12 protein-coding genes are annotated in these 12813 nt (G+C 67.4%); 11 read left to right on the forward strand and 1 reads right to left on the reverse strand.

The window, feature by feature from the left end:
* The first annotated feature begins 118 nt into the window (after window positions 1-118).
* The 8 genes from SZ55_RS25225 (at window position 119) to SZ55_RS25255 (ending at window position 9753) form a co-directional block, all read left to right on the forward strand.
* Window positions 119-952: an SGNH/GDSL hydrolase family protein gene (locus tag SZ55_RS25225; protein ID WP_044413455.1), complete on the forward strand. Its 834-nt coding sequence runs from the start codon at window positions 119-121 to the stop codon at window positions 950-952.
* 108 nt (window positions 953-1060) lie between these two features.
* The gene (gene hrpA, locus SZ55_RS25230; protein WP_044413458.1) at window positions 1061-4960 is read left to right on the forward strand and encodes an ATP-dependent RNA helicase HrpA; all 3900 of its coding nucleotides are present in this window, start codon (window positions 1061-1063) and stop codon (window positions 4958-4960) included.
* 287 nt (window positions 4961-5247) lie between these two features.
* Window positions 5248-5769: a hypothetical protein gene (locus tag SZ55_RS28225; RefSeq protein ID WP_152644545.1), complete on the forward strand. Its 522-nt coding sequence runs from the start codon at window positions 5248-5250 to the stop codon at window positions 5767-5769.
* Between the two features lie 37 nt (window positions 5770-5806).
* Window positions 5807-6331, forward strand: a complete 525-nt coding sequence (locus SZ55_RS25235; RefSeq protein WP_044413461.1) for a DUF3087 domain-containing protein — start codon at window positions 5807-5809, stop codon at window positions 6329-6331.
* A 122-nt stretch (window positions 6332-6453) separates the two neighbouring features.
* Window positions 6454-7044: a nicotinamide riboside transporter PnuC gene (gene pnuC, locus SZ55_RS25240; protein WP_044413463.1), complete on the forward strand. Its 591-nt coding sequence runs from the start codon at window positions 6454-6456 to the stop codon at window positions 7042-7044.
* 1 nt (window position 7045) lies between these two features.
* Entirely contained in the window at window positions 7046-8086 is a 1041-nt protein-coding gene (locus SZ55_RS25245; protein ID WP_044413465.1) for an AAA family ATPase, read from the forward strand.
* An 87-nt stretch (window positions 8087-8173) separates the two neighbouring features.
* Window positions 8174-9238, forward strand: a complete 1065-nt coding sequence (locus tag SZ55_RS25250; protein ID WP_052807668.1) for a sensor domain-containing diguanylate cyclase — start codon at window positions 8174-8176, stop codon at window positions 9236-9238.
* Between the two features lie 83 nt (window positions 9239-9321).
* A complete protein-coding gene (locus SZ55_RS25255; protein ID WP_044413468.1) occupies window positions 9322-9753 on the forward strand; it encodes an HIT family protein in 432 nt (143 codons plus the stop codon).
* Window positions 9754-9791: 38 nt separating this feature from the next.
* On the opposite strand, the gene SZ55_RS25260 is transcribed toward SZ55_RS25255, so the two are convergent.
* Complete coding sequence (locus SZ55_RS25260) at window positions 9792-10247, reverse strand: hypothetical protein (protein WP_044413471.1); 456 nt, start codon at window positions 10245-10247, stop codon at window positions 9792-9794.
* Window positions 10248-10700: 453 nt separating this feature from the next.
* Between SZ55_RS25260 and SZ55_RS25265 the strand changes: the two genes are divergently transcribed.
* The 3 genes from SZ55_RS25265 to SZ55_RS25275 are packed head-to-tail and all read left to right on the forward strand — an operon-like array spanning window position 10701 to window position 12660.
* Window positions 10701-11822, forward strand: a complete 1122-nt coding sequence (locus SZ55_RS25265; RefSeq protein WP_044413473.1) for a beta-ketoacyl-ACP synthase III — start codon at window positions 10701-10703, stop codon at window positions 11820-11822.
* A complete protein-coding gene (locus SZ55_RS25270; RefSeq protein WP_044413475.1) occupies window positions 11822-12433 on the forward strand; it encodes an RNA polymerase sigma factor in 612 nt (203 codons plus the stop codon). The genes SZ55_RS25265 and SZ55_RS25270 overlap by 1 nt, the downstream gene beginning before the upstream one ends.
* Complete coding sequence (locus SZ55_RS25275; protein ID WP_044413478.1) at window positions 12427-12660, forward strand: zf-HC2 domain-containing protein; 234 nt, start codon at window positions 12427-12429, stop codon at window positions 12658-12660. Before SZ55_RS25270 ends, SZ55_RS25275 begins: the two co-directional genes overlap by 7 nt.
* Window positions 12661-12813: the final 153 nt, after the last annotated feature.

Consider the following 12813-nt stretch of genomic DNA (forward strand, 5'->3'; position numbering starts at 1 on the left):
ACGGTATGACCTCCCGTCACCCCCGCCCGCTGCCAGCATTGCGACGGCGGTGGATTCGCATAACCTGCGCCGGTCCGCGGGCCGTGGCCCGCACCGTTGCGCTTCCTGGGTGACCTCCATGCGTATGAACGTGCGTCGAATCCTCCTGGCCTGGATGCTGGGAGTTGTCGTCGTCGGCCCGAGCGTGGCCGCTGAAAGCCCGTCCGCGAAACCGCTGATCGGCTCCGCCTCGCCGCAGGCCGTGATGGGCCGCCCGCTCAGCGTGCTGTTCGTGGGCAACAGCTACACCTTCTTCAACGACCTGCCGACCATGGTCCGGCAGATGTCGCTCGACGCCGCCCAGCCGCGCCCGCTGGCGGTACGCGACGTCACCTTCGGCGGCGCCAGCCTGGAGGCCCACTGGAACCGCGGCGTGGTGCAGCAGGTGCTGGCCAGCCAGCACTGGGACTACGTGGTGATCCAGGACTTCAGCACCATGCCGGTGGACAACCCCGAGAAGACCCGCAAGTACGTGCGCCTGATGGCCGCCGAGGCACGCAAGGCCGGCGCCCAGCCGATCCTCTACCTGACCTGGGCGCGCCAGGCGAACCCGGCCATGCAGGCGCAGCTCGATGCCGTCTACACCGGCCTGGCCAACGAGACCCACGCGCTGCTGGCTCCGGTCGGGCAGGCCTGGAAGCAGGCCCTGGCGGCCACCCCGCAACCGCACCTGTTCATCGAGGACGGCAGCCACCCGAGCTACAGCGGCAGCTACCTGACCGCCTCGGTGTTCTATTCGCTGATCTACGGCGTGCAGCCGCCGGCACCGTCGTCCGAGCAGGCCGCGCGCCTGGACCACGACAGCAGCAGCGCCCTGCAGGGCTTCGCCTGGAATTCCCTGCAGGCCCAGGACCTGGCCCTGCGCACCGTACCGGCCGAGCTGCGCACCCTGCCGATCACCGCCACCCGCTGACCCGCTCCACCCCGCGCCGCCGAGCCATCGGCGCGCGGGCGCTTCCCGATGCGGTGCGGGGGCGGAATCTGCGACAATCGCGCCTTTGCCACGATTGCCCAGCGCCTGATGACCGACATCGCCTCCCTGCACAAGAACCTCGACCACGCCCTGATCGCCGACCGCCATCGCCTGCGCCGCCAGCTCCACGAGCTGCACAAGAAGCCGGACGAGGCGAAGCTCGCCCAGTGGCTGGAACGCTTCCAGGCTTCCTGCGCCAAGGTCGAGGCCCGTCGCGCCAGCGTGCCGCGCATGCGCTACGACGACGCCCTGCCCATCGCCGCCAAACGCGACGAGATCAAGGCCGCCCTGGAGAAGCACCAGGTGCTGGTGATCGCCGGCGAGACCGGCTCGGGCAAGACCACCCAGCTGCCGAAGATCTGCCTGGAGATCGGCCGCGGCACCCATGGCCTGATCGGCCACACCCAGCCGCGCCGGCTGGCCGCGCGCAGCGTGGCGACCCGCGTGGCCGAGGAGATCGGAACGCCCCTGGGGGAACTGGTGGGCTACCAGGTGCGCTTCGAGGACCAGTCCAACGAGCGCAGTCTGATCAAGCTGATGACCGACGGCATCCTGCTGGCCGAGACCCAGCACGACCGCCTGCTCGAGCGCTACGACACGATCATCGTCGACGAGGCCCACGAGCGGAGCCTCAACATCGACTTCCTCCTGGGCTACCTGAAGACCCTGCTGCCGCGCCGCCCGGACCTGAAGCTGATCATCACGTCGGCGACCATCGACCTGGAGCGCTTTTCCAAGCACTTCGGCGATGCGCCCATCGTCGAAGTCTCCGGCCGCACCTACCCGGTGGACACCTGGTACCGGCCCCTGGCCGCCGAGGTGGACGAGAACGGTGAGCCGCTGTTCGACGACCTGTCGGTGGACCAGGGCATCCTCCGCGCCCTGGACGAGATCGCCGACCACGAGCGCGCCGAAGGCAAGCGCCCGGGCGACGTGCTGGTGTTCCTCCCCGGCGAGCGTGAGATCCGCGACGCCGCCGAGGTGTTGCGCAAGGCCAACCTGCGTCACACCGAGGTGCTGCCGCTCTATGCACGGCTGACCCCGGCCGAGCAGCAGAAGATCTTCGCGCCCATGCCGGGCCGCAAGATCGTGCTCGCCACCAACGTCGCCGAAACCTCGCTGACGGTGCCCGGCATCCGCTACGTGATCGACAGCGGCACCGCGCGCATCAGCCGCTACAGCTACCGCGCCAAGGTCCAGCGCCTGCCCATCGAGGCCGTGTCCCAGGCCAGCGCCAACCAGCGCAAGGGCCGTTGCGGCCGGGTCGAACCGGGCATCTGCGTGCGCCTGTACAGCGAGGAGGACTTCCTCGGCCGCCCCGAGTTCACCGACCCGGAGATCCTGCGCACCAACCTGGCGGCGGTGATCCTGCAGATGCTCCACCTGCGCCTGGGCGACATCGCCGACTTCCCCTTCATCGAACCGCCGGACGGCAAGGCGGTGAGCGACGGCTTCACCCTGCTGCAGGAACTCTCGGCAGTGAACCGCGAGGGCCAGCTCACGCCCCTGGGCCGCCAGCTGGCACGCCTGCCGGTGGACCCGCGCCTGGGCCGCATGCTGCTGGAGGCCGCCCACCAGGGCAGCCTCGACGAGGTGCTGCTGATCACCAGCGCGCTCTCGGTGCAGGACCCGCGCGAACGGCCGATGGATCGCCAGCAGGCCGCCGACCAGGCCCACGCGCAGTGGAAGGACGCCGATTCCGACTTCGCCGCGCTGGTCAACCTCTGGCGCGGCTTCGAGGAGCAGCGCCAGGCGCTGGGCTCCAACGCCCTGCGCACCTGGTGCCGCAAGAATTTCCTCAACTACATGCGCCTGCGCGAGTGGCGCGATGCCCACCGCCAGCTGACGCTGATCTGCCGCGAACTCAAGCTGACCCTCAACAAGGAGCCGGCGGACTACCCGCGCGTGCACAAGGCGCTGCTCTCCGGCCTGCTCAGCCAGATCGGCCAGAAGAGCGAGGACGGCGACTACCTCGGCGCCCGCCAGCGGCGTTTCTGGATCCACCCCTCCACCGTGATCGCCAGGAAGCGCCCGCAGTGGATCATGGCCGCCGAGCTGGTGGAGACCACCAAGCTGTTCGCGCGCATGGTCGCCAAGATCGACCCCGACTGGCTGGAACCCCTGGCTGGCCACCTGGTGAAGAAGAACCACCTGGAGCCGCACTGGGAGAAGCGCCGTGGCCAGGTCGTGGCCTACGAGCAGGTCACCCTCTACGGGCTGATCGTGGTCGGCCGCCGCCCGGTGCACTACGGCCCCATCGACCCGCCGGTGGCGCGCGAACTGTTCATCCGCGAGGGCCTGGTGCGGGGCGAGATCCACAGCCGCGCCAAGTGCCTGGCTGCCAACCGCCAGTTGCTGGAACGGCTCGACGAGCTGGAGGCCAAGGCCCGCCGCCGCGACATCCTCGCCGACGAGGAAACCCTCTTCGGCTACTACGCCGCGCGCCTGCCCGAGGACATCTACCAGACCGCCAGCTTCGAGAAGTGGTACGAGCGCGAGCGGGCGAAGAACCCCGAGCTGCTGATCATGCGCGAGGAGGACGTGCTGGCCCGCGAAGCCAGCGAAGTCACCGCCGCGCAGTACCCGGACACCCTGCGCATCGGCGAGCTGCAACTGCCGCTGGACTACCACTTCGAACCCGGCCACGCCCGTGACGGCGTGACCCTGCGGGTGCCCGCGCCCCTGTTGCCGCAGCTGCCCGCCGAGCGCCTCGATTGGCTGGTGCCCGGCCTGCTGGAAGCCAAGTGCGTGGCCCTGGTGCGCAACCTACCCAAGGCCATCCGCAAGAACTTCGTGCCGGTGCCGGATTTCGTGAAGGCCGCGCTGGCCAAGCTGGCCTTCGCCCAGGGTTCGCTGCCCGAGGCGCTGGGCCGCGAACTGCAGCGCATGACCGGCGCTCGCGTGCCCGAGGAGGCCTGGGCGGAAGCCGCCGGCCTGCTGGAGCACCACCTGAAGATGAACATCGAGGTAGTGGACGCGCGGGGCAAGTTCCTCGGCGAAGGCCGCGACCTGGCCGAGCTGACCGCGCGCTTCGCCGAGGCCAGCCAGGCCGCCCTGGCCATCCCGCAGAAGCAGGGCGAGCAGCGCCCGGTGGAAGCCAAGGGCTTCGCCCAGGTGGCGGAGAAGACCCAGCAGAAGGTCGCCGGCCTGTCCATGACCGTCTACCCGGCGCTGGTGGAGGAGGGCGGCAGCGTCAAGGAAAGCCGCTTCCCCACCCAGGCCGAGGCCGACTGGCAGCACCGCCGCGCCCTGCAGCGCCTGCTGCTGCAACAACTGGCCGAGCCGGCCAAGTACCTGCGCGGCAAGCTGCCGGGCCTGACCGAGCTGGGCCTGCTGTACCGCGACATGGGCCGGGTCGACGCGCTGGTGGAGGACATCCTCCTGGCCAGCCTCGACAGCTGCATCCTCGACGGCGAAGCCAGCCTGCCCCGCGACGGCGCGGCCCTGGCCTCGCTGGCGGAGAAGAAGCGCGGCGCCTGGGCCGAGCACGCCGAACGCCTGGCCCGCCTGACCCTGGACATCCTCAAGCTCTGGCATGGCCTGCAGAAGCGCTTCAAGGGCCGCATCGACCTGGCCCAGGCGGTGGCGCTCAACGACATCAAGGCGCAGCTGGGCAACCTGGTGTACCCCGGTTTCGTCCGCGAGACCCCGGCCGAGTGGCTGAAGGAAGTGCCGCGCTACCTCAAGGCCATCGAGCAGCGCTTCGACAAGATCGGCGCCCAGCTGCAGCGCGACCGCGTCTGGTCCGGCGAGCTGGCCGGCTACTGGGAGCAGTACCAGGCGCGCCTGGCCAAGCATGCCCAGGAAGGCAAGCGCGACCCCGAGCTGGTGCTGTACCGCTGGATGCTGGAGGAGTACCGCGTGTCCCTCTTCGCCCAGCAGCTGGGGACGAAGATGCCGGTCTCCGACAAGCGTCTCAACAAGCAGTGGACCCAGGTGGAGGGTTGAGGGCTCTAAGACTTTCACTTTGGCTGATTAGCCAGGGAAGAGTTCTACAGCGTGGATAGCCTGCGGCTGACCAGCATGCTATCCGCCACATGAGTTGGGTTTCCTTCGGCCGTGTTGTGAAGTGCTTAAAATACGGCGCCTTCGTCGGTGTAGGTGAACTCCTTAACGACTGGCAAAGACCTCGCTAAGGTAAGGCTGCAATGTGTGGCGCAAGCGCTGTGTAAGTTTCGCCTGCGTAGCGTTTTGCCTTGGCATGGAACCCCTTTCACATTAACCAAGGACGGAATATGACTTTCCGCATTGAGCGTGAATTGCTGGACCGTGTGTATCGATATCCACGTAGCACCGGATCGAGCTGGCTGGCTACATTTTTGACAGGTTCCGGTGGCCTCTGTGTGTTGTTGTTGCTCCGCCCTGAGGCGGAGGGTATGTATCCACTGGCGGTCGTGATTCTGTTTATAGGATTAGTGGTTACCTGGTTCGGCCGTAAAGTGGACCCTTTGAGCACAGGTGATCCCGAGGTCCTTTTCCGGAAGAATGCACTCCATCTGAAAGTACTTCGTGATAGCCAGCCAGTATGGGAAGAAAAAATCCTTCTCAAGGAAATCGCATCGGTAGCAATTTATGATCAGAGCGGCTGGTTCTTGCACCGTGACAGAGGCGTGGTTGTCGAGAACGTCGAAGGACAGCAGTGGCGAATCGCACTTAAGTTATCCGCTAAGGACATTGAGGCATTTGGCCAGAACTTGAGTACATCTCTAAAAGCGCTCGCGTATCCCATCAAGTCGCCGCGCAGATTCCAGCCTTAGAACTGTTTTTATCCAATCCTTGTCTGCAGGCGATCCCATGTTCGAAATCCGCCCAATGAGCCCCGAGCTGTACCGCGAGAAGACCCGGCGCATCGCCATCGGCATCGCCGTGCTGTTCATCGCCCTGGCCATGCTGTTCGCCACCGCCAGCGTGCAGCTGTTCGGCACCCCCGGTGGCGACAACTTCCGCTGGAACCTGGCCGGCGTGCTGGCCGGGCTGGCGGTGACCGTGGCCCTGGTGCGCCTGCAGCTCTGGCCGCGCCCGTTCATGGCGCCGGCGGTCTATGGCTGGGGGCTCAAGCGCAGCCTGATGCGCGTCACCAACCTGATGCACCGGGTCAAGGCCGGCGTCGCCGTGAACGACCCGGCGGCGATGAAGCTGCTGCGCTTCTACCACCTGGGCGTGACCCAGATGCACCAGCTGGACGGCAACACCTCCGACCTCAGCCAGATGGTCCGCGAGATCGATGCGCACCGCGAGGCGATGCTGGCCCTGGGGCTCGACCCGGAGCAGGGGCGCCTGGAGCGCGACTGGCTGGACGCGGTCAAGCGCTTCGGCTGAACCACCGTCTGCCGGGTTCCTGCGTTCGCGGGAATGACGTTCACGAAAGACCCGCCCCGCACACGTCATCCTCGCGAACGCGGGGAGCCACTGGAACAGCATCACCCCACAGGGACGACCCCATGCCTTCCACCCTCGAACTCGTCGCCGACCTGGTGAATCTGATCGCCGTGCTGCTGGCCGCGCGCAACAGCGTGCACACCTGGTCCAGCGGCATCCTCGGCTGCGTGCTGTTCGGCTGGTTGTTCTTCGAATCCCAGCTGTATGCCGACGTCACCCTGCAGGGCTTCTTCATCGTCACCAGCGCCCTGGGCTGGTGGGCCTGGTTGCGTGGCAACGCCGGCACCCAGCTACCGGTGAGCCGCACCGCGCCAGGCACGTTGGCTTGGATGGCGGCCCTGGCGGTGGCGGTGGCGCTGGCCTATGGGGCGCTGCTGCACCACTTCACCGACGCCTACGCACCGCTGGTGGATTCCCTGGTGCTGACCTTCAGCGTGCTGGCGCAGCTGCTGCTGATGCGCCGGCGCCTGGAGAACTGGTACGCCTGGCTGCTGGTGAACACCCTGGCGGTGCCGCTCTACGCCTCCCGCGAGCTGTACCTCACCGCCGGGCTCTACACGCTGTTCTGGTGCAACGCCTGGTACGGCCTGTACCGCTGGCGCCGTGAGCTGCGCGAGGCCGCCGCGCCCCTGGCCGGGCAGGAACCGGCCTGAGATGAACACGGCCTTTCGCACCGGCCTGGTGGTGGGCAAGTTCTCGCCGCTGCACCTGGGCCATGAGCGACTGATCCGCGCGGCCCAGGGGCAATGCGAGCGGCTGTTGCTGCTCTGCTGGTCCCTCCCCGAGCTGCCAGGTTGCGAGGCCGGGCGCCGTGAGCGCTGGCTGCGCCTGCGCTTCCCGGAGTTGCAGGCCGAGGTGGTCACCCCGGCCCGCATCCAGGCCTTGCGGGAGGAGGGCAAGCGCCTGCCCGACCTGCCCCACAACGACGCCCCCGAGTTCGAGCCGCGCCAGTTCGTCGCCGAGTTCTGCCAGGCGGTGTTCGGCACCACGGTGGACGCGGTGTTCACCAGCGAGTGCTATGGCGAGGGGTTCGCCGCGCACCTGGCGGGTGTCTTCGGGCACCCGGTGCGGCACGTCTGCGTCGACCCGCAGCGTCTCGCCGTGCCCGTCTCCGGCACCCGCCTGCGGGCCGACCCGCACGGGTTACGGGACTTCCTCGCCCCCGAGGTGCACGCCGACTTCGTCGAACGGATCGTCCTGCTCGGCGGTGAATCCACAGGCAAGAGCAGCCTCGCCATCGCCCTGGCCGCCGCGCTCGACGCGCCTTGCGTGGCCGAATTCGGCCGCGAGCACTGGGTGGCGAAGGACGGCCAGCTGGAGTACGACGACCTGCTGCACATCGGCCGCACCCAGGTGGCGCGGGAAGACCGGGCGGCACTCACGGCCGGGCGCTACCTGGTCTGCGACACCTCCGCGCTGACCACGCTGTTCTACAGCCAGGCGATGTTCGGCCGCGCCGAGGCCGAGCTGGCCACCCTGGCCGAACGCCCCTATGCGCACACCTTCCTCTGCGCCGACGACTTCCCCTTCGTGCAGGACGGTACCCGCCAGGACGAAACCTTCCGCCGTCGCCAGCAGGCCTGGTACCGCGCGGAACTCCAACGTCGCGGCTGGCCCTTCCAGGTACTCACCGGCCCGCTGGAGGCGCGGGTGAAGCAGGTGCTGGATGCCCTGCACGGTGGCTCCCCGGGCTGAAGCCCGGGCTACGGGGCGGCGAGCTACGTGGTGAGGGTGGTGGCGCCGTGCTATACAGCCCGGCAGGACTCCCGAGAGTGAACGACCATGGCCAGGCAGAACGGCAGCAGTACCGTCCCGGCAGTGCCTTCCGGCAAGCACGGGCACAGCCGCTTCGTCTGGCGGGCCCTGTTGCCTCGTGCCCTGGGGCTGCCCGTTGGCGCCTTGTGCCTTGCCCTGCCGCTGTGGGAGTTGCACCGACCGGCGTGGGTCTGGGTGCTGCTGGCGCTGTTCTCCTTCGTCTGGCCCTGGGTGGCCCTGGCGTTGAGCCGGAGCTACCAGGACCCGGTGCGCAACGAGCGCCGGCACATCCTGTTCGACTCCTTCGCCGGCACTTTCTGGATCGCCACCGCCGGCTTCAGCCCGCTTGCCACCTGCGTGGCCTTCGCCATGTTGCAGGCGAACAACGTCGCCGCCGGCGGCATCCGCTTCGTGGCCCAGGGCCTGCTGGCACAGCTGGCCGGCGTGGGGGCGGGCATCCTGGTGTTCGGCTTCACCTTCCACAGTCCCATCACCCTGCAGCACCTGCTGCTGTGCCTGCCGATGATGCTGCTGCACCCCCTGGTGATCGGCGCCACCCTCTATGACCTGGCCCAGAGCGTGGCGCGCAGCCGCAAGGCGCTGCGCACCCTGAGCCAGACCGACAGCCTCACCGGCCTCTACAACCGCCGCCACTGGACCGAGCAGGCCCAGCAGGAATTCCTCCGCTGCCAACGGGGTGGCCAGCCCGCCTGCCTGGCGCTGGTGGACCTGGATCACTTCAAGGCTGTCAACGACACCCGTGGCCACCTGGCTGGCGACGAGTTGCTGGAGCGCCTGGGCCGGGGCTTGCGCGAGACCCTGCGGGACACCGACCTGTGCGGGCGCTATGGCGGCGACGAGTTCTGCGTGCTGCTGCCGATGACCCAGGAGGAGGGCGCCCGGGTGCTGCTGGAGCGCCTGCGCGAGAAGATCGCCCGCGAGGAAGGCGATGTGGGGCTGAGCATTGGCCTGGCCGTCTTCGACGGGCGCATGGCGTCGGTGGAGGACTGGATCCGCGCAGCGGACCAGGCGCTCTACCGGGCCAAGTCCCAGGGGCGCAACCGGGTGGTGGTGCTGGAGCGCACGGGGTGACGCCAGCGCGGCGCCGGGGGTTCAACTCCGGCGCCGCAGCGGGTAAGGTGCGCGGCTGACCAGTCGGCATATGGAGCGCCACGATGAGCCTTCACGGTACCTACGATCCGCAGAACATCTTTGCCCAGATCATCCGGGGCGATGCCCCGTGCTACAGGCTCTACGAAGACGACGACGTGCTCGCCTTCCTCGACCTGTTCCCGCAGTCCTACGGCCATGCCCTGGTGATCCCCAAGCGCTCGGCGGCACGCAACCTGCTGGACGTGGACCCGGAGGCGCTGGCCAAGGTCATGGCCGTGGTGCAGCGGCTGTCCCGCGTAATCACCGAGGAGCTGAAGCCGGCCGGTGTCCAGGTGGCCCAGTTCAACGGCGCCCCGGCCGGGCAGACCGTGTTCCACCTGCACTTCCACATCATTCCCCGCTACGAGGGTGAAGGCCTGGGCATCCACGCCAGCCAGAAGGCCGACCCCGCCGTGCTGGAAGCGCTCCAGGCGCGCATCAGCCGCCATCTGTAAGGCCTGCCGCCCTCGCGCTGCGAGGGCAGTTGAGCCGTCTAGATCAAGGCGCCTAGGTACACCAGTGCATAAACGCCGAGCATGAACACCACGCCGACGCCTACCGCTTGCCAGTTGGACAGGAAGGCTCCGTTTTCCTCGACGTGCTGGTTGATGTCGTCCTCCAGCAAGACGTTGGCGAACATGAGCATCGTTACGACCTGAACGACGGTGAACGGCAGCGCCGGAACGCTTTCCGGCAGGAGCCAGAGCAGTCCGCACATGAGTAGCAGTTGGATGATCGAGCCTGTCCATACCAACGCCCCTTTGTTGGCCTTTCCTCGTAGTTGGAGGTTGTGCATCACGATCCAGGCTCCGGCCAGTGGTGTGCCGAAAAGAGTGGCCCAGCCGACAGCGCTGATCCGGTATAGCGGGTTGGCCGTTTCGTGAGCGATTTCTCCTGCTTGGAGTTCCGCTTCTGGGGATTGATAGGGGTTATCGTTTTTTACTTCCATGTCGAAAGTTCCTGTTCGGCTTGTGTTGACGCAGTCGCGTGAATGCGCGCTGCTCCTCGTCTGCGTGCCCGCTTCTCGACTCGACGCAGGCAGCAGTGGTCGGGGAGTGTGCCTGCCAGTCGGATCGGTTGCATGTGAGCGCTTGTTTATGAATTGATTGGTTTTTTCTGATTGTGGCGAGGCTACCGAAATGCCCGGTGGTCTGCCGTTGCGCTCCGGCAGGCGCCAGAAGGGCCCGTGCTGTGGCAAACTTCGCCGCCAGCAAGCGCCTCGCCCGTTATCCTGCGTGGGCCGTGTCCAGTCCGGGGCACGGATGACTTGCCAACCCGTTCTACCCACCATCCCGCTGCCCGGAGATGGCCCAATTTCAGACGCCGGGCGCGCCCTGTCGGCCGGCGAACCAACTGCCTAACCGGCTGTGCCCGTCACAGCCCCGCAACGAGAGGATCGACCGTGCACAACGTCGTGATCAGTGGCACCGGCCTTTACACCCCGTCCAACAGCATCTCCAACGAAGAACTCGTGGCGTCCTTCAACGCCTACGTGCAGGCCTTCAACGCCGATAACGCCGCTGCCATCGAGCGCGGCGAGGTGGAAGCGCTGGCCGAGTCCAGCGTGGCGTTCATCGAGAAGGCCTCGGGCATCAAGAGCCGCTTCGTGGTGGACAAGGCCGGCATCCTCGATCCGCAGCGCATGGTGCCGCGCATCCCCGAACGCTCCAACGACGAGTGGGGCATCCTCTGCGAGATGGCCGTGGGCGCGGCCCGCGAGGCCCTGGAGCGTGCCGGCCGTACCGCTGCCGACATCGACGGCGTGATCGTCGCTTGCTCCAACCTGCAGCGCGCCTACCCGGCAGTGGCCATCGAGGTCCAGGCCGCCCTGGGGATCCAGGGCTACGGCTACGACATGAACGTCGCCTGCTCCTCCGCCACCTTCGGCATCCAGGCGGCCGTGACCGCGATCCAGACCGGCCAGGCCCGCGCCATCCTCATGGTCAACCCGGAGATCTGCACCGGCCACCTGAACTTCCGTGACCGCGACAGCCACTTCATCTTCGGCGACGCCGCCACCGCCGTGATCCTGGAGCGTGCCGACAAGGCCACCTCCAAGCACCAGTTCGAAGTCGTCGGCACCAAGCTGCTGACCCAGTTCTCCAACAACATCCGCAACAACTTCGGCTTCCTCAACCGCGCGGCGGAAGAGGGCATCGGCGCCCGCGACAAGCTGTTCGTGCAGGAAGGCCGCAAGGTGTTCAAGGACGTCTGCCCGATGGTGGCCGAGCTGATCGCCGCGCACCTGCAGGAGAACGACATCGACGTCACCCAGGTGAAGCGCTTCTGGCTGCACCAGGCCAACCTGAACATGAACCTGCTGATCGCCCGCAAGCTGCTGGGCCGTGACGCCGAGCCCCAGGAAGCGCCGGTGATCCTCGACACCTACGCCAACACCAGCTCCGCCGGTTCGGTCATCGCCTTCCACAAGCACCAGGACGACCTGCCCAGCGGCAGCCTCGGCGTGCTCAGCTCCTTCGGCGCCGGTTACTCCATCGGCAGCGTGATCCTGCGCAAGCGCTGATGCCCCTCCCTGCGGACGCCGAACTGCTGCCCCGCCTGCGTGCGGGGGAGCCTTCGGCGTTCCGCCAGCTCATCGCCGCCCACCAGGGCGCGATGCGCGCGGTGGCCTACGCCATCGCCGGCCCCCGCCATGTCGAAGAAGTGGTCCAGGACGCCTGGCTGGCCGCCGTGCGCGCGCTCGACGGTTTCGAAGGCCGCTCCAGCCTCAAGACCTGGCTGCTCACCATCGCCGCCAACACCGCCCGTACCCGCGCCAGCCAGGCCCGGCGGGAGGTGCTGCTGGACGACCTGCCAGCGCCCCATGGCAGCATTGATGACGCCCGCTTCGCCCCTGACGGCCATTGGCTGCGCCCACCCAGCGCCTGGCATGAGGACTCGCCGGAAGCCCTGCTGCAGGCCGACGAGCTGCGCCAGTGCCTGGAAAAGACCCTACTGAGCCTGTCCGACCTGCAACGCAGTGTGTTGCTGCTGCACGAGCGCGAAGGGCTGGCGCCGGAGGCGATCTGTAATCTCCTGGACGTTTCGCTCTCCAATATGCGCGTGCTGCTGCACCGCGCGCGCCTGAAGGTCTTCGCCACCCTGGAGCACTACGAGGAGACGGGCCAATGCTGAACTGCCGAGCGCTGGTGGCCTGCTCCAGCGACTACCTCGACGGCCGCCTCGGGCTGCTGGCGCGCCTCGATGCGCGTCGTCACCTGATGTTCTGCGCCGATTGCCGGCGCTTCATCCGCCAGCTGGCGGTGACGCGAGAGGTGGTGCGGCATTTTCCTGACGCTTCCCCGGGGAAAGTGGACGTACTGGCCCAGCGCCTGGCCGACGAACGCCGCTCCCGGGGCTGATGCACCCTCGCCACCGTTCTGTCATCTTTCCCGCCGCCAAGAACCTGTGCGCCCTGCTTGATGGCCGGCTGGAACCCGCGTGAGTACTGGCTTTGAGCCTTATTTCCCATCGAACTTAAAAAGTTCCGATGTCATAAAACATTTATCTAAAAG

Origin of the sequence: Pseudomonas sp. FeS53a (assembly GCF_000931385.1) — a bacterium.
In the GTDB taxonomy this organism is placed as follows: Bacteria; Pseudomonadota; Gammaproteobacteria; order Pseudomonadales; family Pseudomonadaceae; genus Metapseudomonas; species Metapseudomonas otitidis.